This window comes from Streptomyces sp. NPDC029466 (assembly GCF_055574515.1).
In genome coordinates this window covers 56,719-80,502 of sequence record NZ_JBVHZH010000039.1, presented here as the reverse complement: position 1 = coordinate 80,502, position 23,784 = coordinate 56,719, and the positions used below count along the sequence as shown (strand labels likewise).

The 23,784-nt window shown below is 70.9% G+C and carries 24 protein-coding genes; 19 read left to right on the top strand and 5 right to left on the bottom strand.

What is annotated here, in order from left to right:
- The first annotated feature begins 10 nt into the window (after window positions 1-10).
- Entirely contained in the window at window positions 11-202 is a 192-nt protein-coding gene (locus ACZ4XD_RS26965; RefSeq protein ID WP_468046215.1) for a hypothetical protein, read from the top strand.
- A 74-nt stretch (window positions 203-276) separates the two neighbouring features.
- Here ACZ4XD_RS26965 and ACZ4XD_RS26960 read toward each other — a convergent pair whose 3' ends face one another.
- A complete protein-coding gene (locus ACZ4XD_RS26960; RefSeq protein WP_468046213.1) occupies window positions 277-1,629 on the bottom strand; it encodes a M14 family metallopeptidase in 1,353 nt (450 codons plus the stop codon).
- Window positions 1,630-1,904: 275 nt separating this feature from the next.
- Here ACZ4XD_RS26960 and ACZ4XD_RS26955 point away from each other — a divergent pair, with 275 nt between their 5' ends.
- Entirely contained in the window at window positions 1,905-2,780 is an 876-nt protein-coding gene (locus ACZ4XD_RS26955; RefSeq protein WP_468046211.1) for a S1 family peptidase, read from the top strand.
- Window positions 2,781-2,881: 101 nt separating this feature from the next.
- On the opposite strand, the gene ACZ4XD_RS26950 is transcribed toward ACZ4XD_RS26955, so the two are convergent.
- Complete coding sequence (locus ACZ4XD_RS26950) at window positions 2,882-3,895, bottom strand: chitinase (RefSeq protein WP_468046246.1); 1,014 nt, start codon at window positions 3,893-3,895, stop codon at window positions 2,882-2,884.
- A gap of 492 nt (window positions 3,896-4,387) precedes the next feature.
- Here ACZ4XD_RS26950 and ACZ4XD_RS26945 point away from each other — a divergent pair, with 492 nt between their 5' ends.
- The 12 genes from ACZ4XD_RS26945 to ACZ4XD_RS26890 all read left to right on the top strand — a co-directional run bounded on the left by ACZ4XD_RS26945 (window position 4,388) and on the right by ACZ4XD_RS26890 (window position 15,122).
- Window positions 4,388-5,989, top strand: coding sequence for a hypothetical protein (locus tag ACZ4XD_RS26945; protein ID WP_468046209.1), 1,602 nt, complete (start codon window positions 4,388-4,390; stop codon window positions 5,987-5,989).
- Window positions 5,990-6,119: 130 nt separating this feature from the next.
- Window positions 6,120-6,842 carry a Flp pilus assembly protein CpaB gene (gene cpaB, locus ACZ4XD_RS26940; protein ID WP_468046207.1) on the top strand — a complete coding sequence of 241 codons (723 nt, stop codon included), beginning with the start codon at window positions 6,120-6,122 and terminating at the stop codon, window positions 6,840-6,842.
- A 13-nt stretch (window positions 6,843-6,855) separates the two neighbouring features.
- Window positions 6,856-8,313, top strand: coding sequence for an AAA family ATPase (locus tag ACZ4XD_RS26935; protein ID WP_468046205.1), 1,458 nt, complete (start codon window positions 6,856-6,858; stop codon window positions 8,311-8,313).
- Between the two features lie 3 nt (window positions 8,314-8,316).
- On the top strand, window positions 8,317-8,700 hold the full coding sequence (locus tag ACZ4XD_RS26930) for a TadE/TadG family type IV pilus assembly protein (RefSeq protein WP_468046203.1): 384 nt from the start codon (window positions 8,317-8,319) through the stop codon (window positions 8,698-8,700).
- Window positions 8,697-9,149, top strand: coding sequence for a TadE/TadG family type IV pilus assembly protein (locus tag ACZ4XD_RS26925; protein WP_468046201.1), 453 nt, complete (start codon window positions 8,697-8,699; stop codon window positions 9,147-9,149). Before ACZ4XD_RS26930 ends, ACZ4XD_RS26925 begins: the two co-directional genes overlap by 4 nt.
- The gene (locus ACZ4XD_RS26920; protein ID WP_468046199.1) at window positions 9,146-10,486 is read left to right on the top strand and encodes a CpaF family protein; all 1,341 of its coding nucleotides are present in this window, start codon (window positions 9,146-9,148) and stop codon (window positions 10,484-10,486) included. Before ACZ4XD_RS26925 ends, ACZ4XD_RS26920 begins: the two co-directional genes overlap by 4 nt.
- Window positions 10,483-11,427, top strand: a complete 945-nt coding sequence (locus ACZ4XD_RS26915) for a type II secretion system F family protein (RefSeq protein ID WP_468046197.1) — start codon at window positions 10,483-10,485, stop codon at window positions 11,425-11,427. Before ACZ4XD_RS26920 ends, ACZ4XD_RS26915 begins: the two co-directional genes overlap by 4 nt.
- A gap of 14 nt (window positions 11,428-11,441) precedes the next feature.
- On the top strand, window positions 11,442-12,335 hold the full coding sequence (locus tag ACZ4XD_RS26910; RefSeq protein ID WP_468046195.1) for a DUF5936 domain-containing protein: 894 nt from the start codon (window positions 11,442-11,444) through the stop codon (window positions 12,333-12,335).
- A 581-nt stretch (window positions 12,336-12,916) separates the two neighbouring features.
- Complete coding sequence (locus ACZ4XD_RS26905; RefSeq protein ID WP_033266190.1) at window positions 12,917-13,081, top strand: membrane protein; 165 nt, start codon at window positions 12,917-12,919, stop codon at window positions 13,079-13,081.
- A 17-nt stretch (window positions 13,082-13,098) separates the two neighbouring features.
- Window positions 13,099-13,830, top strand: a complete 732-nt coding sequence (locus ACZ4XD_RS26900; RefSeq protein WP_468046193.1) for a pilus assembly protein TadG-related protein — start codon at window positions 13,099-13,101, stop codon at window positions 13,828-13,830.
- Window positions 13,831-13,891: 61 nt separating this feature from the next.
- Window positions 13,892-14,476 (top strand): hypothetical protein, encoded by a 585-nt coding sequence (locus ACZ4XD_RS26895; protein WP_386682242.1) that lies wholly within the window; start codon window positions 13,892-13,894, stop codon window positions 14,474-14,476.
- Between the two features lie 10 nt (window positions 14,477-14,486).
- The gene (locus ACZ4XD_RS26890) at window positions 14,487-15,122 is read left to right on the top strand and encodes an OmpA family protein (RefSeq protein WP_468046191.1); all 636 of its coding nucleotides are present in this window, start codon (window positions 14,487-14,489) and stop codon (window positions 15,120-15,122) included.
- Here the strand turns inward: ACZ4XD_RS26890 and ACZ4XD_RS26885 are convergent.
- Both ACZ4XD_RS26885 and ACZ4XD_RS26880 read right to left on the bottom strand, forming a co-directional pair.
- A complete protein-coding gene (locus tag ACZ4XD_RS26885; protein ID WP_468046189.1) occupies window positions 15,100-15,678 on the bottom strand; it encodes an RDD family protein in 579 nt (192 codons plus the stop codon). The genes ACZ4XD_RS26890 and ACZ4XD_RS26885 overlap by 23 nt on opposite strands.
- Before the next feature lie 103 nt (window positions 15,679-15,781).
- Window positions 15,782-16,135: a DUF192 domain-containing protein gene (locus tag ACZ4XD_RS26880; RefSeq protein WP_468046187.1), complete on the bottom strand. Its 354-nt coding sequence runs from the start codon at window positions 16,133-16,135 to the stop codon at window positions 15,782-15,784.
- A gap of 82 nt (window positions 16,136-16,217) precedes the next feature.
- Here ACZ4XD_RS26880 and ACZ4XD_RS26875 point away from each other — a divergent pair, with 82 nt between their 5' ends.
- Complete coding sequence (locus tag ACZ4XD_RS26875) at window positions 16,218-16,943, top strand: prepilin peptidase (protein WP_468046244.1); 726 nt, start codon at window positions 16,218-16,220, stop codon at window positions 16,941-16,943.
- Window positions 16,944-17,167: 224 nt separating this feature from the next.
- On the opposite strand, the gene mgrA is transcribed toward ACZ4XD_RS26875, so the two are convergent.
- A complete protein-coding gene (gene mgrA, locus ACZ4XD_RS26870; RefSeq protein WP_468046185.1) occupies window positions 17,168-18,199 on the bottom strand; it encodes an L-glyceraldehyde 3-phosphate reductase in 1,032 nt (343 codons plus the stop codon).
- 140 nt (window positions 18,200-18,339) lie between these two features.
- Here mgrA and ACZ4XD_RS26865 point away from each other — a divergent pair, with 140 nt between their 5' ends.
- From ACZ4XD_RS26865 to ACZ4XD_RS26850, 4 genes are all read left to right on the top strand, one after another.
- The gene (locus tag ACZ4XD_RS26865; protein ID WP_388186617.1) at window positions 18,340-19,119 is read left to right on the top strand and encodes an isoprenyl transferase; all 780 of its coding nucleotides are present in this window, start codon (window positions 18,340-18,342) and stop codon (window positions 19,117-19,119) included.
- 551 nt (window positions 19,120-19,670) lie between these two features.
- Window positions 19,671-20,993, top strand: coding sequence for a PhoH family protein (locus ACZ4XD_RS26860; RefSeq protein WP_468046183.1), 1,323 nt, complete (start codon window positions 19,671-19,673; stop codon window positions 20,991-20,993).
- 408 nt (window positions 20,994-21,401) lie between these two features.
- Window positions 21,402-22,100 carry an aggregation-promoting factor C-terminal-like domain-containing protein gene (locus tag ACZ4XD_RS26855; RefSeq protein WP_468046181.1) on the top strand — a complete coding sequence of 233 codons (699 nt, stop codon included), beginning with the start codon at window positions 21,402-21,404 and terminating at the stop codon, window positions 22,098-22,100.
- A 124-nt stretch (window positions 22,101-22,224) separates the two neighbouring features.
- Window positions 22,225-23,778, top strand: a complete 1,554-nt coding sequence (locus ACZ4XD_RS26850; protein ID WP_468046179.1) for an AI-2E family transporter — start codon at window positions 22,225-22,227, stop codon at window positions 23,776-23,778.
- Window positions 23,779-23,784 lie beyond the last annotated feature (6 nt).

Genomic DNA, 23,784 nt, shown 5'->3' with positions numbered 1-23,784 from the left:
AAAGGTCACCATGCGGGACATCAACTGGGAAGACCCCTACTGCGGCGAAGGCAACAACTGCTTCCGCATAGGCACCGACGATCAGGGCAACGCCTATATCGCCGTGGCGGGAGCCGAAGACGCCTACGTGTCGGACTCCCGTGCAGCGCTCCGCGCCCTCGTCCTCGACATCAAGGCCGGCAAGGCCGATCACCTGCTCTGACGTTCTCTGAGGAACGAGTTCCCGGCACCGGCTCAACCCTGGTGCCGGGCATCCTCATTTCGGCGGCGGACCGGTCACCGGCCCTTGCAGTACTGCCCCTCCTTGCCGATCGCCCGGTATGGGCAGTCAGCGGTTTCCAGCAGTCGCAGCACGGCCTCCCGGTTCCGTGACGTCTCCTTCGGGATCACCGAGTCCTTCGGGTAGAAGCCGCCGGAGCCGAAGGAGGACGGGTACATCTCGAAGGTGTACGCGAAGATCTTCTGGTCGCCCCACAGCCAGTCGTCGATCGAGCCGTCGGTGATGTACAGGTCGCTGGACTGCTCGGGGGTGTAGCCGTTGGTGTCGGCCATGTTCTTGCCGAGGGTGGCGTAGACGTCGTGTTCGTCCTGGGTCATGCCCTCGCCGGTGTCGTCGTTGGTGAAGCCGAAGGGCCACAGGACGAGTTCGCTGTAGGTGTGGAAGTCGATGGCGGCCGTGATCTGCTGTTTGCCGCCGATGTTGCGGCCGTGGACGAACTTCGAGACGACCTGGACCTCGGGGGCGGAGGCGGCGGACTTGCCGCGGTAGGTCTCGGAGGAGGGGCTGGAGGAGGAGCCGCCGCAGCAGCCCCACTTGAAGTCCCAGTTGCGGTTGAGGTCGGTGCCGACGCTGCTGGACCCGGCGTTGGGCTGGCGGTTCTTGCGCCAGCTGCGGAAGGAGCCGGAGGCGATGTCGTACTCGCCGCCGTCCGGGTTCAGGTCCGGGATGATCCAGATCTCGCGGGAGTCGAGCATCTTGGTGATGCGGGCGTCGCTGCCGTACTTCGAGGTGAACTCGTTGAGGAGGTAGAGGGCCATCTCGACGGTGAGGTGTTCCCTGGCATGCTGGTGGGCGGTGAAGAGGACCTCGGGCTCGTTCTCGTCCTTGGTGACGTTCTTGCTGAGTTTGAGGGCGAGGAGGTTGCGGCCCTCGTGGGAGGTGCCGATGACCTGCTTGCTCAGGATGTCCGGGTGTTTGGCGACGAGGGCGTCGATCTCCTTCGTGGCCTCGGCGTAGTTGTGGTAGTTCGCGTAGCCGGTGGGGAAGTCCTTGACGCGGGGCTTGTGCGGGGACGGCGTGGCGAAGCCCGGTGGGTCGGGCAACTTGCGTAGTGCGTGGCCGAGTTGACGGATCGCGGCGGCCTGGGCGCGGGTCGCGGTGATGACGACCGCGCGGGCGTGGACCTCGTCGACGCTGACGCCGGTCGCGGCCAGGGCGGTGCGCTCCGCGAGGGTCGCGGGGCCGGTCACCTCGTACTGGTGCGGGAGTTCGGCCTGCTGTGCGGGGCCGGTGACGGGCCCGGCGGACGGTGCGGTCTGCGCCTGTGCGGCGGCGATGGGGGCGGCGAGCGCGAGGGAGAGGAGTGCGGCGAGGACGGTGGTGCGTCCGCCGCGGATACGTGGTCGCATGCGGTCTCCTGTGGGGTGTGAGGCGAAGCGACGGCGTCAGTTTTGGCCTATGTCATGGCCGTGACAAGAGGTCGGGCGGCCATATGTGGGGCGCGCGCGGGAATCGGCCGCCGGAATCAGCCACCGGAATCGGCCACAGGGAAGTGGCGAATCCCTCAACTTCGCCCTGAGCGGCGGAAATTGATTGCCAGGACGTGCGGAGTCGCTAACAATGCGCACGACAAAGCCGAAGGCCCCGCAAGGTCTTCGGTGACAGACGCTGAGAGGACCCCCACATGAACCGACCTCTCGTCGGCACCCTGGCCACGGCCGCACTGGGCGCCGCAACCCTGCTGGGCACCGTCGGAACGGCGCACGCCGCGCCGCAGGACGCTGACCGGCGCCCCACGCAGAAGAAGACCAAGGCGGTGGACTTCGCCGGCAGTGTCGCGCTGAGCAACTGCTCCGGCTCGGTCGTCCGGATGCCCGGATCCAAGGCGGACGACCCGGCGCTGGTGATGTCCAACGGCCACTGCCTGGAAGGCGATATGCCGGGCGCCGGCGAGGTCGTCGTCGACAAGCCGTCCAGCCGCAGCTTCACCCTGCTGGACAAGTCGGCCGGCAAGCTGGGCACGATCAAGGCCACCAAGGTCGCCTACGCCACGATGACCGACACCGATGTCTCGATCTACGAGACCGGCTCGACCTACGCCGAGATCGAGAAGAAGTACAAGATCAAGCCGCTGGAGCTGGCCACCGAGCACCCGGCCAAGGGCGCGAAGATCAGCATCGTCTCCGGCTACTGGAAGAAGATCTACTCCTGCGGCATCGACGGGTTCGCCTCCACCCTCAAGGAGGGCGAGTGGACCTGGAAGGACTCGGTCCGCTACACCCCGGAGTGCCAGATCATCGGCGGCACGTCCGGATCACCGGTGGTCGACACCGCGACCGGCAAGGTCACGGCCGTCAACAACACCACCAACGAGAGTGGCGAGGAGTGCACCCTCAACAACCCCTGTGAGGTGGACGAGAACGGCAAGACCACGGTGCGCAAGGGCATCGGCTACGCCCAGGAGACGTACCAGATACCGAAGTGCTTCGGCGACGGCAACAAGCTGGACCTGAACGCCGACGGCTGTGTGCTGCCGAAGCCGAAGGCCACGCGCCGGTGAGCTGAGGCAGGAGCCGTACCCCGGGTCCCGTGCACGACGTGCGCGGGACCTGGGGGCCGGGTCGGCGTCCGGCCGCTGACGGGGATGGCCCGGGGAGCGTGTTACGGAAGGCCGTGTACGTGCGCGCCCACCTGGCTCGCGAAGGCATTGCCGTTGGCCGCGTCCCAGTTGGTGGACCAGGTCATCGCGCCACGGAGGCCCGGGTAGGTCCGGGAGGGCTTGAAGGAGCCGCAGTTGCTGCCCCGGGTGAGGCAGTCCAGCGCGGCGTTGACGACGGACGGGGCGACGTAGCCACCGCCGGCCGCGCGGGCGGAGGCCGGTACGCCGATGCCGACCTGGGACGGGTCGAGCCCGCCTGCCAGCTGGATACAGGCGAGCGCGGTCAGGAAGTCGACCGTGCCCTGGGCGTAGACCTTGCCGTCGCAGCCGTTCATCGAACCGCTGTTGTAGTACTGCATGTTGACGGCGGTCAGGAAGTCCTTGATCCCGAGCGCCGTCTTGAAGTACTCGTTCTGCGGTGACTGCATATCGATGGTCTGCGGGGCCATGGTGACCACGACATCGCCGTGCCGGTCGTGCACGGACTTGAGCGCCTGTGTCATATAGGCCGCGTTGAGGCCGTTCTCCAGGTCGATGTCGACGCCGTTGAAGCCGTACTCGTCCATCAGGCCGCTGACGGAGTCGGCGAAGTTCCGTGCGGAGGCGGCGTCGTTGACGGACACCGCGCCCCGCTCGCCTCCGACGGACAGGATCACCGCCTTGCCGGCCGCCTGCTTCGCCTTGATATCTGCCTTGAATTCGTCGGTGGAGCCATAGCCGACGGCCGGGTCGAGACGGAAGGTGACCGCGCCGGGCTGCCCGGTCGCCTCGGCGAACGAGACCGCGATGATGTCGTAGGCGCCGTCGACATCCTTGAGTTTCTGCACCGCGGCGCCGTTGTCGAAGTTCTGCCAGTAGCCGGTGACGGCGTGCCGGGGGACGGCGGCGGTGGTGGTGACGGCTGCGGCGGCGGGTGCCGGGGTGTGCGTCCCGGCCGCCTGGGCGGTGCTCGTCCCGACGAGGCCGGCCACGGTCAGCACCGCGGCGGTGAGTCCGGCCAGCAGCCTCGCGGGCAGTCCGGCCGACGGCCCGTTCCCCGGCCTGTTCCCTGGCCCGTTCCCCGGCCGGTTCCCCGTCCCGTTCCCCGGCCTGTTCCCTGGCCCGTTCCCCGGCTCGGAGTTCGGCCCGGAAATCGGCCTCGCGTTCAGCCCGTTACCCGGTCCGGTCTTCGGTCTTCCTGAGCGTGCGCGAACCACGACTGCCTCCGTGTGGGGGGAAGTTGGGGAGAGTGCGGATGCGTGTTCAGGGGCCCCTGCGTATGCCGTACAACGTGGTCCAGACCAATCGCTCTGTCAAGAGTCCTGCCGGAAGCGGATGTTCCCGTGGGGGACGCTTGGCCGGTATCCGCCATTTCCCTGCGGGGTGATGGTCATGACGAGTAGCCCAGAACGTGTTCTCTGGGACGTATCTCTGTGGATAAAGTGCTGAGCGAATGGCGCCGATGGCGCAGAGCTGTGCCGATCCGCGGTCCCGGGACCCCCGGCGGCCGGAGGGAGTGGGGGAGCGACGTGCCGACCGCGATTGCAGTCACCAGCCCTGACCTCGCGCTGCCCGCGACCGATCGGCAGACCCCCGCGGCGGTCGTCCTCCAGGCCCCGCATCTCCAGCCGCTGGACGACGCCCTGACGGAGACCAGCGCGGTACTGGAACACCATGGCCATCTCGTGGTGCTGTACTCCTCCGTCTGCCCGCCGGAACACATTCGCCGGCTGCACACCCTGCGCGCCGTCCTGGAGAGCGACCGGATCGCCATCGTGCCGCTGTCCCTGCCGCCGCTGGGGGTCGCCTTACTGGCCCGTCAGCTGCGGCAGTTGTCGTTGTGCGACCTCAGCCCCGGGGTGCTGGCCAGCGCGGCCCGGCTGCTGACCCACTACATTCACGCCGGTGCCCTGCTGGGCAGCGTCAGCGGCCTGGACCGGGTCGAGGTCGATCTGCGGGCCCATATGAAGTCCTGGCTGCCCGGCGCGCACTTCGCGGTGCTGGCCCATCCCCAGCCGCAGTTGCTGCATCTGGACCGGCACAGCACCGAGGCCGGACTGCCCGCGCCCGGCTTCGCCACCCAACTCGCGGTCGCCCGCGGCCAGCTCACCTCGGAGTGGGTCACCGGCGCGCTCGCCCCGGCCTGGCAGGTGCAGGGGGTGTACGAGACCCGGCTGCCCGCCGAGTCCGCCCGGTGGTGGGGCACGCAGAAGCTGATCGAATTCGCGGCGGCCATACCGGATGTGTCGGTCCTCTATCAGCTGGTGACTTCCGTACGCCGCGAGGAGTGCGGCTGGTGCGGTCGGGAACTCCTCGGCGACCGCTGTGCGTTCTGCGCCGCCCCGCTGGCGAGGGAACGGGCGACGGGGGGTGGCGGCTCGGGCAAGGGGCCGGCGGCCATAGGCGGGCGGGCATCCCGGCAGGTGGGGAACGCCGCTACGGCTACGGCTACGGCTACGGCTGCGGATCCTGGGTCCTCGTCCTCGTCCGCTGCCGCTTCGGCTGCGGCTCCTGGGCCTTCTTCTGCTGCCGCTCCGGCTTCGTCCGTTGCTCCGGCTTCGGCCGCTCCTCCGGCTGCGGCCGTACCTCCGGTCTCTCCTGTTCCTCCGGCCCATCCCGTTCCTCCGGCTTCGGCCGCCGCGTCGTCACCGGGCGGCGGGACGGCTGCCGTGCCCGCACCCGCACCCGCCCCCGGGCCCGCACCGGCTCCCGGCCCGGACCGGCCCCAGCCCCGGGATCAGGCTGCGGCCCCGATGCCCGCCCCGATGCCCGCCCCGGCCCCGACCCCGACCCCGCCGCCGGCGCCGTCGGGCGGGCCTGGTGCTCCCGCCGCACCCGGTGTCGTGGGCGTCTGGGGCGGCCGCCCCGGCGGTCGTGGTGAACCCGGGCAACTGGACGTACGCGGACCGGATCTCACGGCGGGCGGACCGGCCGTACCGGGGAACCCGTACGGGTCCGGGCGCCCTGTGCCGGGAAACCCCTACGCGTCCGACGCCCCGCACGCCCCCGGCCAGTGGGACCTGCCCGGCCACCCCGACTTCGCAGCCCACCCCGATGCCGTCGGTCAGCCGGATCTCACCGGCCGCCCGGACGTCCCCGGCACCCCGCGGACGGTGGCCCGCGTGCGCTGAGTCCGACCGGGCCGCCGTGGCCCCGCCCCTCCGGCCGGCCCCGTCGGCCGCCCGCCGGGTCCCGCCCGGTGACCGTCCACCCCGTCCCCCGCCCGCCCCTTCTCCCCGTCCCGATCGAGGTCCCTCCCCCATGAACTCACGCCAGCGCCGCGGAGTGATCCTGCTGCTCCTGTCGGTTCTCTGTGCGGTCGGCGCGTTCGTCGGCGTGCTGTCGGTGATCAAGAACGTCGAGTCCAAGGTCGGTCCCGAGAAGACGGCGTACCGGCTGAAGACCGATGTCGCGGCCTATAAAGAGCTGAATCCGGGGCAGTTCGAAAGGGTGCAGATGCCGCAGCGGTGGCTGCCGCCCACCGCCGTGACCGACCTGGACCAGGTCAGCGGCAAGATCGCGGTGACCCCGCTGAAGAAGGGGTCGCTGCTCCAGGACGACATGATCGTCGAGCGGCCCGCGCTGAAGGCCGGGCAGCAGGAGATCGCCATCATGATCGACGCCGCCACCGGTGTGGCCGGCAAGATCAACCCCGGTGCCCGGGTGAACATCTACGCCACGTTCGAGGGCAAGCGCCCCGAGGACAAGCCGGTCTCCAAGGTCATCGTCGCGGGCGCCCAGGTCATCGACGTCGGCAAGCTGACGCCCCTGGAGGCCAAGGACCCGGGCGCCAACACCACCGCCACCAGCCGGCAGGCCGGTGAGGCCGTCCCGATCACCTTCGCGCTGAACACCCAGGATGCCCAACGGGTCGCCTACGCCGAGTCCTTCGCCTCCCACGTACGGCTCGCCCTGCTCGCCCCCGGCAACGAGAACGCCATACCGCCCGGCCAGCGCAGCTACACCCTCGACGGCGACAAGTGACCCGGAGCCTCAGGTGACCATCCGCATCCTCCCGGCCATCGGTGACCCCGACGCCGCCCGCGCCGTGTCCTCGCTGCTCCACCAGCTGCCGGACGCCGAACCCGCGCCCCCGGTCGGGGACTCCGCCGCGCTGCTGCACGCGCTGGCCGGCGCCGCCGCCCAAGGGGCCGGCGCAGCGGCCGCGGGTGCCCCGCCCGCCGCGGGCCAGCCGTCCGCCGTGGAGGCGCTCCCCGAGGTCGTGCTCGTCCATGAGCGGATCGGGCCGACGCCGGCGCTGGAGCTGATCCGTGAGGTGGCGCTGCGCTTCCCCGCCGTCGGCGTCGTACTGATCACCACGGACGCCGGGCCCGCGCTGTTCTCGGCGGCGATGGACGCCGGGGCCCGGGGCATCGTCGGTATGCCGCTCGGCTACGACGAGCTGGCCGCCCGGGTGCAGGCTGCGGCCCAGTGGTCGGCGGGCGTCCGGGTCCACCTAGGGGGCAGCCCGGAGGCGGCCCCCGGGCCGGCCGGCACGCTGGTGACCGTGACGGGTGCCAAGGGCGGGGTCGGCACCACCGTCACCGCGGTGCAGCTGGCGCTGGCGGCGCGGGCCGCGGGCCGCAGTGTCGCGCTGGTGGACCTGGATCTCCAGTCCGGTGACGTGGCCTCCTATCTGGACGTCCAGTTCCGCCGCTCGATCGTCGATCTGGCGGGCATTCAGGACATCTCCGTACGGGTCCTCCAGGACGCCGTGCACGACCACCACACCGGACTCGGCCTGCTGCTGGCGCCCGAGGAGGGCGAACGCGGTGAGGAGGTCGACGACCGGGCGGCCCGGCAGATCATCGGCGCGCTGCGCTCCCGCTACGAGGTCGTGCTGGTCGACTGCGGCTCCCAGATGCAGTCCGCCAATGCCGCGGCCGTCGAACTCGCCGATCTGGCGCTGCTGGTGACCACCCCGGACGTGGTGGCCGTACGGGCCGCCAAACGGCAGGTCCGGCTGTGGGACCGGCTCCAGATCCGCAAGGCGGAGGACACCACGACGGTGGTCAACCGCCTCACCCGGAACACCGAGATCCAGCCGCCGCTGGTCGCCAAGGCCACCGGCACCCAGGTCGCCCGGACCCATGTACCGGCCGCCTTCAAGGAGCTCCAGCCCTGCGTCGACGCGGGCCGGATGCAGGATCTGGACAACCGGTCCACGGTCAAGCAGGCACTGTGCGCGCTGGCCGGCGAACTCGGTCTGGTCGACTCGCCGTCCGCACGGCAGGGCCGCGGCAGCCACCGCGCCCGCCCGACGCTGACCGGGCGCAAGCGCAAGGCCATAACGCCGGGGGCGGCTCCCGGTTCCGGGGGAGTTCCGGGTCAGGCATCGGGGTCGGCCTCCGGGGCGGGGCCGGGGCCCGGCTCCCGGTTCGGTGTGCGGCGGGGATCAGCGGCGGCGGCCGGCCCGGGGCCGTTCGATCCGTCCGGCCCGTACGAGGAGGGCTGAGCGGTGCGGCGCCCGCTGGGCGGCGACGACCGGGGGCAGGTGGCCGTGGAGTTCATGGGGCTGCTCCCGCTGATCCTGCTGGTCCTCGCCCTGCTCTGGCAGTTGGTGCTGGTCGGGTACACCTACTCGCTCGCCGCGCACTCCGCCGACCGCGGCGCACGGGCCGCCACCGCCACCGAGGGCGGCGGCGCGGGCGCCTGCCGCACCGCCGCCGAGGACCAGCTGCCGAGTTCCTGGCGCGCGGGCGCCTCGGCCTCCTGCGGAACGGAGTCGGGCCTGTGGAAGGCCACCGTACGGATCAAGGTCCCGGTGCTCTTCCCCGGCGCCGGCACCTACCCCTGGACCGTCACCGGCTCGGCCGGCGCCGCGAAGGAGGACACCGGGTGAGCGCCGTACGCCTGCCCGCCCGGCTCCGCGGTCACGGCCGCGACCGGGGCCAGGCATCCATCGAATTCCTCGGCTTCCTGCCGATCCTGCTGGTCGTCGGGCTGGCCGTGGTCCAGCTCGGGCTGGCCGCCTACACCGTCCAGCAGGCCGGGACCGGAGCGCGCGCCGCGGCCCGTACCGCCTCGATGGACGAGGCCGACCGGGAGACCGGCCCGCAGGCCGCCGGTCGGTCGGCGATGAGCGGCTGGGTCGCGGACCGCGCGACGATCTCGGTGGGCGGTGGCGGCGCCGAGGTCAGCGCGACGGTGCGGGTACCGATCCCGTCGGTCATCCCCGGCGTCGACAGTCTCGGTACCGCCAGCCGCAGCGCCACCATGCCCCGCCCGCAGGAACCCGGCGCACTGGGCCTGCGCGCCGCGGACACGTACGAAGGAGCACCCCCGCGATGAGCCTGAAAGCCCGGATCGTCGCACCCGAACCGGCCGGTGAGGCGCGCGAGGACAGCCATATGGTCGCCGTCTACCGCGCCAAGCTGCTCGAAGAGATCGACCTCGCCGAGATGTCCTCGCTGGCCGCGGCCGAGCGCCGCTCGCGGCTGGAGCGGGTGCTGGGCCACATCATCAGCCGTGAGGGCCCGGTCCTGTCCACCGCCGAACGCGCCCAGCTCATCCGCCGGGTGGTGGACGAGGCGCTGGGCCTCGGGGTGCTGGAGCCGCTGCTGGAGGACGCCTCGATCACCGAGATCATGGTGAACGGCCCGGACCAGGTGTACGTCGAGCGGGCCGGCCGGGTCGAGCTGCTGCCCGTCCGCTTCGCCTCGCACGAGCAGCTGATGCAGACCATCGAACGGATCGTGTCCACCGTCAACCGGCGGGTCGACGAGTCCAATCCGATGGTCGACGCCCGGCTGCCGTCCGGCGAACGCGTCAATGTCATCATCCCGCCGCTCGCGCTGAACGGCGCCACCCTCACCATCCGCCGCTTCCCCCGCGCCTACACCCTCGCCGAACTCATCGGCATGGGCACGCTCGACGAGCAGATGCTGATGCTGCTGGCGGGGCTGGTGCGGGCCAAGTTCAATGTGGTGGTCTCCGGTGCCACGGGCGCGGGCAAGACCACGCTCCTCAATGCGCTGTCCGGGCTGATCCCGGACGGGGAGCGGATCATCACCGTCGAGGACGCCGCCGAACTCCAGCTCCAGCAGAGCCATGTCATCCGGCTGGAGTCCCGGCCGCCCAACGTCGAGGGCAAGGGCCGGATCACCATCCGCGACCTGGTCCGCAACTCCCTGCGGATGCGCCCCGACCGCATCATCGTCGGCGAGGTGCGCGGCGGCGAGACCCTCGACATGCTCCAGGCGATGTCGACCGGCCACGACGGCTCGCTGGCCACCGTGCACGCCAACAGCGCCGAGGACGCCCTGATGCGGCTGCAGACCCTGGCGTCCATGTCCGACGTCAAGATCCCCTTCGAGGCGCTGCGGGACCAGATCAACAGCGCCGTCGACTGCCTCGTCCAGCTCACCCGGCACGCCGACGGCTCCCGCCGGATCAGCGAGATCGCCATCCTCGACTCGCGCGGCCACGAGGACTACCGGATCGCCACGGTCTGCCGCTTCGACGCCGAACCGATGGGCGCCGACCGCATCGTGCACGGCCACTTCCGCTACTTCCCGCTGCCGCGCCGGGTCGCCGAACGCCTCTTCATGGCGAGCGAGCCCACCCCGCCCGCCTTCGGCGTCGCCACCCACGACGCCCAACTCGCCACCCGGAAGGCCCACTCATGACCGGCGGGAACGACCTCGCCCTGCTCGCCATCGGCGCCACGCTGCTGTGCGGGCTGCTCGCGATCGCCGGCGTCCGGACCTACGCGGCCGGGCGCGCCCAGCGGCAGGCCGTCGTCGACCGGCTGGCCGACGAGCGCGGACTGCCGGTGACCGGGCGGCGCCGCTTCCCGTCCGTCGACCGGGCGCTGCGCGGCACCCGCTTCGGCCGGCGCCTCGAACTGCGGCTGACCGCCACCGGGCTGGACGTCACCCCCGGCGAGTTCGTCGTCTACATGCTCGGCACGATCGTCGCGCTGTGGCTGGTCGCCCAGGCCACCCTCGCCCCGTTCTTCGGCCCGATCGCCGCGCTGGTCGCCGTCTGGGCGGCGTTCGCCTTCCTCAACTGGCAGCGGCAGAAGCGCATCGAGAAGTTCATCAACCAGCTGCCCGAACTCTCCCGGATCCTCGCCAACGCCACCCAGGCCGGACTCGCGCTGCGGACGGCGCTGGGCATGGCGGCCGAGGAACTGGAGGCACCGGCCGGTGAGGAGCTGGCGAAGGTCTCCGACAAGCTCTCGGTCGGCCACTCCATCGACGAGGCGCTCGGCGAGCTGGCCGAACGGCTGCCGTCCCGGGAACTCGTCGTGCTCGTCACCACCCTGGTGCTGGCCAACCGCGCCGGCGGCACCGTCGTCGGCTCGCTGCGCAACCTCACCAAGACCCTGGAGGAGCGCAAGGAGACCCGACGGGAGGTCCGCACCCAGCTCTCCCAGGTGGTGGTCACCGCCTATGTCGTCCCGCTGCTCGGGATCGGCACCCTGCTGCTGATGAACCGGATCGCCCCGGGCGCCATCGACCGGATGACCTCCTCCTTCCTCGGCCAGCTCGCGGTCGTGGTGGCCTTCGCCCTCTACGGCCTCGGGTTCTTCTTCATCCGCCGCCTCTCCAAGATCGACGTCTAGGTATCGGTATCGCCATGGCACTCGGAATCCTGCTGGCCCTCGCCGCCGCCCTCTCGGTCGCCGGTATCTGCTGCGGTATCGCGCTCTACCGGCGCGAGGCCCGGCTGCCGCCCGACCTGGCGCTGTCCCTGGAGGTGGGCGCGACCCGCACCACGGCCGTCGGCTCGGCGGTGGACCGCGCCGGGATGCGGTACGCGCCGCTGGTGCTGCGGCTGATGGGCGGCAAGCGCACCGCCCGGGTCCGCCGGCGGATCGACCTGGCGGGCAATCCGGGCGGGCTGACCGTCGACCGGTACGCCGCCCGCCGCGCCGTCTACGGGGCCCTCGGCCTCTTCGGCGCCCTGGTGATGTTCCTGCGCGGGCAGCCGCTGCTCGGCGTGCTGATGGTGCTCTTCGGCCTCTTCTGGACCGAGGTCGGCATCTGGGCCGCCATCCGCCAGCGCAAGGACACCATCGAGCGCACCCTTCCGGACTTTCTGGATGTGCTCGCCGTCGTGGTCAGCGCCGGTCTGGGCTTCCGTCAGGCCCTGGACCGGGTCGCGGAGAAGTACGAGGGGCCGTGGGCCGATGAACTCCGGATCACCCTGCGGCAGATGGACATGGGCGTCAGCCGCCGGGCGGCCTTCGAGGAACTGCGCAAACGCAATGACTCCGAACAGGTCGCCCAGTTCGTCACCGCCCTCCAGCAGGGCGAGGAGTTGGGCTCGCCGATCGTCGAGACGCTGATCCAGATCGCCGACGACATGCGCCGGACCGACGCCCAGAACGCCCGGCGCCGGGCCGCCCGCGCGGTGCCCAAGGCCACCATGGTCGTCACCACCTTTATGGTTCCGGCCACGATGATCCTGCTCATCGCCGGGTTCTTCCTCGGCTCGGGCACCAACTTCGGCTCGCTGATGGGCAGGTGACCCGTCGCCCGCAGCCCGGCACCGGCCCGGCCGGCGGCCGTCCGGCGCCACGGGACCGAGCCCGGCGGACCCGCCCCGGCCGCCCCCGGCACGCCGCCCGCCCGGCCCCCGGTGGACTGCTGCGCCGGCACCCGTCACGACGGCCGCCGCCTCGGGCCGTCCTTGCGGTTGCACATCCGGGCCCATCCGGCCGACGGCGGCCCGTACTCGGCCGGATGAGTGCGTTACCGGCCCGGCTTCCCGTCAACTCCTTCGCAACAGCAACGAGTTGTGTCACAGTGGGTGGGCGGATGGTTGCGCTCGCACTATGGTGCGGAAGGACCGTCCGGTCTGCATGGGTAACGGAACGGGGCACGGTCCCGGAGGGGGAGCGGGGGTGGGTAGGGTGCGACTGAGTGGCCGAAAGACGTCGTTGTGCCTGTCATCCGGGTTCCCGAAAGAGGATGGGATACGGATTCCCTGTTCCGGGCACACGGTTCCGGCGTACTTTTCTGGTGTCGTGAGCGCGGCCGACCGCGCCGGCACCACGGGGACAGACCAGCCGGACCAGAGCGGTACGGCCGCCCATGGAGGGGAAGACGATGGCGAAGCGGGTTTTGGGGAACGACCGGGGACAGACCTCGATCGAGTACCTCGGCATCATCGCGGTGGTCGTGGCGATCGTCCTGGTCCTGTCGACCACGGACTTCGGCAGCCAGATCGCGAACGCCATCGCCAACAAGATCTCCGACGTCGTCGGCATTTAGCCCGCACCGCCACCGCCGTGCCGGCCACGACCAAACATCACCGCCGGCGCGACGAAGGGCAGGCCTTCCCGCTCTACATCGTCGCGGTCGGGGGCCTGCTCTTCCTCGCGCTCGCCTTCTTCGCCGTCGGGCAGGCGGCGGCCACCCGCAACGGGGCGCAGACCGCCGCCGACGCGGCAGCCCTCGCCGCCGGCCAGAAGTACCGCGAACTGCTGCGCAAGAGCGTGCTCGACGGCCTCCGTGACGGCAGTTACCTGACCGATCCGACGGCCTGGGAAGAGCTGCTGAAGGGGCGCGGCGCCCCGTCCGGAGCGGCCTGCGAGAGCGCGGGCTGGTTCGCCGGACGCAATGGCGCCGAGCTCTCCGGCCCCCGCTGCACCCCGGACTCCTGGCCCACCTCGTTCGCCGTGCAGGTCACCACCCGCAACCCCGTAGGGGATTCCGTCATCCCGGCGACCAGCAGCAAGCATGCGTCGGCCGAGGCGAAGTCCGTGGTCGGCCCCCGCTGCACCCTCGACCCCGCCACGGACGACACCGGCGGGACGGCAGGCACCGGCGGGACGGGCGGCACGGGTGGCACGGATGACGAGGGAGGCAAGGGCGGCAAGGACGGCAAGGACGGCAAGGACGAGGATGCCCCCGCCCCCGTCGAGATCACCTGCGACGGCACCCGCTGGACGCTCGACCCCCGCCACCTGGAGGAACTGCCCGACGCCGCCGACCTGTTCTCCGTACGCCTCGCCCATTGACCGCCCGCACCCGACCACCCCCCTTGAGACGACCAGACGACGATCAAAGGAATCGCATCCCATGAGCATTCGGCGCACCACGAAGGCCGCCAGGGGAGCGGTCGCCATGGCGAGCGCTGCCGGCCTTGCGCTCGTCGTGGCCGGCTGCGGTGGTGACAGCGGCGGTGCGAAGGCGTCGGACGGCGACAAGCCGCCGGCCCGCAGCACCGCCCCCAAGGACAGCGGCCCCGGCGCCCCGGCGGCCGACTCCGACAAGGTGATCGGCGAGATGAAGGGGCCGGACGGCGTGGTGGTCACCCTGCACTCCGTGGTCCGGGACTCCGGCGGCTTCGTCACCGTCAACGGCACGGTCACCAACCGCGGCACCCGCGCCTTCAACGCCATCGACTGGCGCTCCAACGAGACCGAGCTGCGGTCCCGTTCCTCGATCTCCGGGGCGACCCTCGTCGACAAGGCGGGCAAGAAGCGCTATCTGGTGCTGCGCGACACCAACGGCGAATGTCTGTGCACGACCGGCCTCAGCGGGCTGATGCCGGGTGCCAGCCGCCCGGTCTTCGCGCAGTTCCCGGCCCCGCCGGCCAAGGTGACCGAGGTCGATTTCCAGCTGCCGACCCTGCCGCCGGCCAGCGTGCGGATCACGGACTGAGCGGGCCCCGATGACCGTGACCCAGATGCCCCGAGGACGCCGGGTGCGCCGAGCGCCCCGGAGCGCCGCCACCACCGCCGTCGCGCTGCTGCTCACCGCGGCGCTGACGGCCCCCGTCGCCCATGCCGATCCGCCGGGCGTGACCGAGGACTCCAGCCCGCCGGTGCACATCGACAGCGACGACCCCGATCTGCGGATGGTCCAGGGCGCCAAGCTCGCCCCGTCCAAGGTCCTCAACATCAAGTCGATCGTCGAGGCGGACGACGGCTCCGAGCGCCGCCAGGACACCAACGACAATGTGACCTTCGCGCTCCAGGCCGAGGTCCTCTTCGGCAAGGACAGCGCCGATCTGTCGTCGGACGCGCTGTCCCGTATCGGCACCATCGCGTCCGAGATCAAGAAGCAGAACGCCACCAAGCTGCGGGTCTTCGGCTTCACCGACAATCTGGGCTCGGCGGGCCACGGTCTGGTGCTGTCCAAGAAGCGCGCCAACGCCGTCCAGCAGGAGCTGGCCAAGGACCTCGGCTCATCCGTCAGTTTCCAGATCCGCGGCTACGGCGAGCAGTACCCGATCGCCGACAACGGCACCGAGGAAGGCCGCAAGAAGAACCGCCGGGTCGAGGTCAGCTTCCCGCGGGCCTCGTGACCGGGGCCGCGGCGGCCGCCGGCGCCGGCCGCATGCGGCGACGGATGACCAAGCTGCCGACCACCTTGTCGTGCAGACACTGACGGAGCCCGTCCCAGAGGCAGTTCAGCGGGTCCAGCAGGGAGATTACCGGCAGCAGCATCATCCCCAGATGAGTCAGATGCCGACCCAGGGCGGCCCCGTAGGAGAGCGGTCTCCCGTCGGCGAGCCGTACGACGCTCAGTCCGCACAGGAGCTTGCCCGGGGTGCCGCCGCAACGGGCCGTCAGCAGCGGCGAGTAGAGAAAGAGCAGCGCCACGACCACCAGGACCGTGACGTGGAAGGGCGCGCTGTCCCGGCTGCCGCCGAAGGCGACGACCAGGTCGGCGCCCGCGATGACCAGGAACAGGACGCCGAAGGCGAACACCGTGTCGAGGAGCAGGGCGAGCAGCCGCAGCCACTGGTTGCCGAGGACGCCCGGGGCCGGCCCCCGGCGCGCCAAAGGCACGGGGTAGACGGGGCCCACGGGGAGCCCGGGGCCCGCGGGAGGTATGTGCTCCGGAGGTGTCGCGTTCATGCCGCGCATGTGACCATTCCGGCCCGCCCGGCGGCAACTCGATACCGGCACGGGCCCGTTACCCCGCTCCGGCGCCCCAGCCCCGGACCGCGCCCCGCCGCCCTCACCGGCGGGGTTCGACACCCAGACGCAGTCCGGGACGCAGCCCCCAGCGCGCCATCGCACCGGCCTCCGCCTCCAGGACGTGCCGGGCGCGGAGGCGGGGTAGCCCCAGCCGCCCCGGGCGCATGGTGCGTACGGCCAACACGGTGAAGTCCCGGCTCAGATAGGCGACATCGATCGCGAACCGCATCCGGAAGGTGTGCACCCCGCTCGCCGGGGTGAGCAGCAGCGCCCCCTCGATACCGTCCCGCCCCAACAGCCCGCGGGCCCGGGCCCGGTAGGACGCCGCGATCTCCACCGGAATACCGCTCGCCGCCCCGTACAGGACCCCCGCACCGTTCTCCCCACGCGCCATGCGCAGCGTTCTATCAGCTCCCGCGCTCCGTCTTTCCCGGCGGACCGCCGCGGGGCGCCTCTAGGCTCGGCGCGTGTCCGTGATGCTGATGTTTCTCGCCGCCGCTTACGGGGCCGCGGCCGGGCTGCTGATACCGCGGCCCGTCCACCGGATGGCCGTCGAGTCCGGGGAGGAGTGGCGCGCGGTCTGTCCCGGGGGGCATCCGATCACCGGGCCGGCCCGGGGCTGGCTGGGGCGCGGGCGCTGCCCGGACTGCGGGGCGTACGGGCCGGGCACGCTGCCCACGGCGACGGTCACCGCGCTGGTCTGCGCGGCCCTGGCGGCGGCCACCGGGCCCCGGCCGGAACTCGTCGCCTGGCTGGTGATGACGCCGGCCGCGGTGCTGCTGGCCGCCGTCGACTGGCGGGCCCGCCGCCTCCCGGACGTGCTGACGCTGCCGCTCGCGGTGGCGGGCGTGGCGCTGCTGGGGCCCGTCGGCTGGCTGACGGGGGAGAGCGGGGCATGGCGGCGGGCCCTGCTGGGCGGGCTGTTCCTCGGCGCTTTCTACCTCCTGCTCTATGTCGTGAACCCACGCGGCATCGGGCTGGGCGACGTCAAGCTCGCGGTCGGGCTGGGGATCGCCCTTGGGTGGTACGGCTGGCGCACCCTCGTCACGGGCGGCGCCGTGGGGGTGCTGCTCGGTGCGCTCTACGGCGCGGGGCTGCTGCTCGTACGGCGCGAGGCGCGGAAGGCGGCCATGCCGCTGGGGCCCTTCATGATCATCGGGGCGTTCTGCGGGCTGCTCCCCGGCGCCGCCGCGGCGGTCTGACCCACCCCGGGCCGGAGCCTCCGGGAGCCCCCGACCCGCCGCGGCCACGCCGGTGCACGCAGCACCCCTCCCGCGGGGTTATGGTGGAAACCCCCCCTCGGGCCGGTCCGTATCCCCCCCACGGACCGGCCCGCTTTTTGTCCGGGGCGCGGGGAACCCCGTGACCAGCCACGATGCGGCCGCGGCCGCACGACGGCACCCCGCGCCGCAAGCCCGCGGAGCGCTCAGCGGCGGGCCCAGATGTTCACGCCGTCCGTGGTCCTGGCGAACTCGTCGATCTCGGCCAGCTCGGACTCCGTGATCGCGGGGCCGTCGAGGGCCGCGATATTGGCCTCCAGCTGGGCGACGCTGCTGGCGCCGATCAGGGCGGAGGTCATCCGCTCGTCGCGCAGCACCCAGCCCAGGGCGAGCTGCGCCAGCGACTGGCCACGGCGGGCGGCGATCTCATTGAGGCCCCGGAGCCGGCGTACGACGTCGTCGGACAGCAGATTCGGGTCCAGCGACTTGCCCTGCGCGGCGCGCGAGCCCTCGGGGACACCGTGCAGATATTTGTCCGTCAGCATGCCCTGCGCGAGTGGCGCAAAAGAGATGCAGCCCATGCCCTCCGCTTCGAGGGTGTCCAGCAGCAGATCGTCCTCGGTCCAGCGGTTGATCATCGAGTACGAGGGCTGGTGGATCAGCGCCGGTACGCCCATCGCGCGCAGGATGCCGGCCGCGTCCCGGGTCTGCTCGGCGTTGTACGAGGAAATCCCGACATACAGGGCCTTGCCCTGCTGGACGGCGGACGCCAGTGCGCCCATCGTCTCCTCCAGCGGGGTGTCCGGATCGAAGCGGTGCGAGTAGAAGATATCGACGTAATCGACGCCCATCCGCTTCAGGGACGCATCCAGCGATGAGAGGAGATATTTCCGTGAACCCCATTCGCCGTAGGGACCGGGGTGCATCAGATATCCGGCCTTCGTCGACAGAATCATCTCGTCGCGGTAGCCGCGGAAGTCCTGTGCAAAGATCTTTCCGAAGTTGAGCTCGGCGGACCCGGGTGGCGGACCGTAGTTGTTGGCCAGATCGAAGTGGGTGACGCCCAGGTCGAAGGCGCGGCGCAGGATGGCGCGCTGGGAGCTCAGGGTGCGGTCGTCCCCGAAGTTGTGCCAGAGTCCAAGGGAGATAGCGGGGAGTTTGAGTCCACTGCGACCCGTTCGCCGGTACTTCATCGAGTCGTAGCGGGATTCCGCCGCACGGTAGTCGGTGCCAGTCATGCTCATCTCCCTATCACGTACTTGTGACCTACCTGATTGGGCTGTCGAGACAGCCGAGAAGTAAAGTTGCCCACTTGAGGCGACGGGGCGACCGCCATTGGCACGGAGGGGCTGGACCACACATGCTGCGATCTTCCGGGATGCGCATCCCTTATCCGCCTGCACTGCGCAATCTGGTCTATCGGCTGTACGCGCGCAGGGTGGAGGGTCGCCTGGATCACACCCAGGTGCCCAAGCACATCGGCGTCATCCTGGACGGCAACCGGCGCTGGGCGCGGGCCGACGGACGGACCACCGAGCAGGGCCACCAGGCCGGTGCGCTCAAGATCAGTGAGCTGCTCGGCTGGTGCGAGGAGACCGATGTCGAGGTGGTCACGCTGTGGCTGCTGTCGACCGACAACCTCGACCGGCCCGAGGACGAGCTGAAGCCGCTGCTCGGCATCATCGAGAACACCGTCCGGGACCTGGCCGCCGACGGCCGCTGGCGGGTGCACCACGTGGGCAACCGTGATCTGCTGCCCACCGCCACCCAGAAGGTGCTCAAGGAGTCCGAGCAGGCCACCCACGACAACACCGGCGTGCTGGTGAACGTGGCGATCGGCTACGGCGGCCGGCAGGAGATCGCCGACGCGGTGCGCTCGCTGCTGCTGGAACACGCCGAGCGCGGCACCTCCTTCGAGGAGCTCGCCGAGATCGTCGACATCGACCTGATCTCCGAGCACCTCTACACCCGCGGCCAGCCCGACCCGGACCTGGTGATCCGTACGAGCGGGGAGCAGCGGCTGTCGGGCTTCATGCTGTGGCAGAGCGCCCATTCGGAGTACTACTTCTGCGAGGTCTTCTGGCCGGCGTTCCGGAAGGTCGACTTCCTGCGCGCGCTGCGCGATTACGCCGCCCGGCACCGGCGTTACGGCTTCTAGGACGAGCCCTGGAGAGCCGCTCCCGAGCCGCTCTCGTTCCGCCAGGCGCGTTACGCCGCATACACCCCTTACGTCCCGGACATCCCTGATTGTCACGGTACGTCACCAGGCCCCGCCGGCCCCATGAACCGCCGGCGGGGCCTCTTCTGACGCACCATCCCCCTGGGGCTCACCCGAATGGCTCCGCCGCTCGGTGATCACGTGTCACCCAAGGTTCATCGTCTGTGCGTCATATGCCGTGGCATGGCAACGAGGGTTCGAGGGAATATCCCTTCCAGGTCGGCGTCAGGAACAAGCCATCAGGCGCCGCATCTCAGCGGGCGGCATGGGGCCGTCCGCCCGGGAGGCCCTTTGCACATCACGGAGGTCCGTGCGTACCGCACGGTCGACGCGGAGGGCCGGCGCTCGGCCCGCGCATCGTGGCCCGAGCCCGGTCCGGTCATTAGATGGCCGGGGGTCCCGGGGACGCCGCCCCGAAGCGGTGGCCCCGGGAGAACACCGCCCCGCGACGCCGTCGCACCCCAACCTCATCCGAGGGGGTTCGTCCATCCGTGGTGAACATCAAGCAGCGCCGTGAGAACGACCGGCGCACTTATGTCCTCGACACCAGTGTCCTGCTGGCAGACCCAGGCGCCATGGCCCGCTTCGACGAGCACGAGGTCGTGCTGCCGGTCGTCGTGGTCACCGAGCTGGAGGCCAAGAGGCACCACCCCGAGCTCGGCTACTTCGCGCGGCAGGCGCTGCGCCTGCTGGACGAGTACCGGGTGCAGTTCGGGCGGCTGGACTCGCCCATCCCCATCGGGGATCTCGGCGGGTCACTCAGGGTCGAGCTGAACCACTCCGACCCCGGGATCCTGCCCGCCGGCTTCCGGCTCGGCGACAACGACTCGCGGATCCTCGCGGTGGCGCGCAATCTCCAGGCCGAGGGGTATGACGTCACGGTCGTCTCCAAGGATCTGCCACTGCGCATCAAGGCGTCCTCGGTCGGGCTGCTGGCCGAGGAGTACCGCGCCGAGCTGGCGATCACCGACTCCGGCTGGACGGGGATGGCCGAGCTGACCATCTCCGCCGAACAGGTCGACGACCTCTTCGCCGCCGAGACCGCCCATGTCCCGGAAGTCTCCGAACTTCCGGTGCATACCGGACTTGTGCTCCAGTCCGAGCGCGGCAAGGCGCTCGGCCGGGTCACCTCGGACGGTGCGGTCCGGCTGGTGCGGGGCGACCGGGAGGCCTTCGGGATCCACGGCCGCAGCGCCGAGCAGCGGATCGCGCTGGATCTGCTGCTGGACCCGGACGTCGGCATCGTCTCGATGGGCGGGCGGGCCGGTACGGGCAAGTCGGCGCTGGCGCTGTGCGCGGGCCTGGAGGCCGTGTTGGAGCGCCGGCAGCACCGCAAGGTGATGGTGTTCCGTCCGCTGTACGCCGTCGGCGGGCAGGAGCTGGGCTACCTGCCGGGCAGCGAGGCGGAGAAGATGAGCCCCTGGGCGCAGGCCGTCTTCGACACGCTGTCCGCGGTGACCACCAAGGACGTCATCGAAGAGGTGGTGGGGCGCGGCATGTTGGAGGTCCTGCCGCTGACCCATATCCGTGGGCGGTCGCTGCATGACGCGTTCGTCATCGTGGACGAGGCCCAGTCACTGGAACGGAACGTCCTTTTGACGGTTCTGTCCCGTATCGGCGCCAACTCGCGCGTCGTGCTGACCCATGACGTGGCGCAGCGCGACAACCTCCGGGTCGGGCGGTACGACGGCGTGGTCGCGGTCGTCGAGAAGCTGAAGGGGCACCCGCTGTTCGCCCATGTCACGCTGAACCGCTCGGAGCGCTCGCCGATCGCGGCGCTGGTGACCGAAATGCTGGAGGACGGCCGGATCTGACCGGTTGTGAAGACGACGCCGCCCGGCGAAGCGAAGGAGCTTAGCCGGGCGGCGTTGTGCTGCGAGTGGATATCCGAAAATCGTTTGCCGTAAACGAGGTGTGAGCTTTCACACCCAGCGGGGAATTGCCTCGCGGCGTGCCGGTCGGGCAGAGTCTGGTTCCTGTCAGGCCCCGCATACGGCAGCATCAGCACCCCCAGCGGTGTGGAACGAACTCGAACTTCATAGCGAACAGCCGTATGCCGCCCGAGCACCACGCGGACCCCGAGGGGGACGTACCGGGCCAGTGCCTCCCGTGACCAGCCGGACCCATCCGTTCAACCGGGCCCGGAACAAGGGGAGACCAGCGTCAGGGGCACGATTGCGTCCGCGAGGTCACCTATGCGGGCGATGCTGGAAGGAAAACGTGTGAGCCGGATCTCGGTCCGGGGATTCGCCGTGGCATCCGCCACCGCGGTCACCACCGTCGGCGCCGTAGTCGGCGTCGCTGCGGGCAACGAGCCTGCCTCGGTCAGCAACACCGAGGCCACCGCTGCCGATGCGACGATCGCCGACATTCCCGCGGGCGCACAGGCCCAGGTGCAGACGGCTTCCCTGACGCAGCAGGCGGACGACCAGTCCACCCAGGCAGACACGGCAGCGCTGAAGTCCGCCCAGGAGTCGGCACGCAAGGCCGCAGCTGAGACCGCGAAGAGCAAGAAGGACGCCGCGGACGAGGCGAAGGCGAAGAAGGACGCCGAGAAGCGCGAGAAGACGCTGGCCGCTTCCCGGTCCGCCACGCGCGACGCGAGCGACTTCGTCTCCAAGGGCTCGTACTCCATCGCCGAGACGCAGTCCATGGCCCGCCAGATGATGGCGAGCGACCAGTTCCAGTGCTTCAGCAACATCGTGGACCACGAGTCCGGCTGGAACTACAAGGCCACCAACGCCAGCTCGGGCGCCTACGGGCTCGTCCAGGCGCTGCCCGGCTCCAAGATGGCCTCGGCCGGTGCCGACTGGCAGACGAACCCGGCCACCCAGATCAAGTGGGGCCTGAACTACATGAACGACCGCTACGGCAGCCCCTGTGGTGCCTGGTCGTTCTGGCAGGCGAACAGCTGGTACTAGGCCGTAAGCCGCACCACCGCACTTCCGAAACCCCCGAACGCGCCCGCGTCGGGGGTTTCGCGCGTGCCGCACAGGTAACGTCGTGCCGTCAGCTTGTGGCGCGTGGGAGGGGAAGAGGAAGGACATGTCCAGATTGCCTCAGTGGGTCGGTGGCCTCGGCGCCGGTCTGACGCGGCTCTCGCAGCGGCTGGAGGAACAGCGCCGCCGCGCGGAGGCCTCGATGGGGGCCTCCTCTGAAGGAAGCCCGTCAGACTCCTTCGGGGAGGCCGGCGACCCGGATGAGCTGAGGCGTGCCGAGCACGCGGACGCTTCCGCAGCCGAGAGCTCGGCGGACGACGGCCCCGCGGGTGACCGTTCAGCGGGCGACCGTTCGGTGGGCACGCTCACCGTCCCCCGTACGCAGCTGCCCGCGGCGGTGGACGGGGTGCCCGGACCCGGGGCGGAGCAGGAGCCCCCGGCGGCCGCCGGCCGCCCGCCGGAGTCCGTGCCCGCCCCGCCCTCCTACGCCCCGGCCGTCGCGGCCCGCCCCGATCCGGTCGACGCGGTGCCGTGGGGCGTACGCGTCGCCGCCGAGGCGGGCTGGCGGCTGCTGGTGCTGGCCGCCACCCTGTGGGTGCTGGCGCGCGTCATCACCACCATCGAACTGGTCGTCCTGGCCTTCATCGCGGCCACGCTGATCACCGCGCTGCTGCAGCCCACCGTGGGCTGGCTGCGTGCGCGTGGGCTGCCGCGCGGGCCGGCCACCGCGCTGACCTTCATCGGCGGGTTCGTGGTCATGGGCCTGGTCGGCTGGTTCGTCGTGTGGCAGGTCCAGGACAACATCGACTCGGTCTCCAGCCGTATTCAGGAGGGCATCACCGAGCTCAAGGGCTGGCTGCTGAAGAGCCCGTTCCATGTGACCGAGAGTCAGATCAACCACATCGCGAAGAATCTCCAGGATGCGGTCGGCGCCAACACCGAGGCGATCACCTCGGCCGGTCTGGAGGGCGTCACCGTCATCCTGGAGGTGTTCACCGGCATCCTGCTCGCGATGTTCACCACGCTCTTCCTGCTCTACGACGGCCGGCGGATCTGGAACTGGCTGCTCAAGCTGGTCCCCGGTGCGGCCCGCGAGGGCGTGGCAGGCGCCGGCCCGCGGGCCTGGCGCACCCTGACCGCCTATGTGCGCGGCACGGTCGTCGTCGCCCTGATCGACGCCATCTTCATCGGTATCGGGCTCTACTTCCTCAATGTGCCGCTGGCCGTCCCGCTCGCCGTCTTCATCTTCCTGTTCGCGTTCATCCCGCTGGTCGGCGCGGTGGTCTCGGGCGCGCTGGCCTGTGTCATCGCGCTGGTCGCCAACGGGGTGTTCACCGCGCTGATGGTGCTGGCGGTCGTGCTGGCCGTCCAGCAGATCGAGGGCCATGTCCTCCAGCCGTTCATCCTGGGCCGGGCGGTCCGGGTGCATCCGCTCGCGGTGATCCTCTCGGTGGCCGCGGGCGGGCTGATCGCGGGCATCGGCGGCGCGGTCGTGGCGGTCCCCCTGGTGGCGGTCACCAACACGGTGGTGGGCTACCTCCGTTCCTACTCCACGGAACAGGCGCTACGGATGTCGGTGGCCCCGCGCGGCGCCACCGCGCTCTCCGTGGCCCCGACCCCGCCCCCCACGCCGCGCCTCTCCGACGAGCCCCGGGAGTAGCCCCAC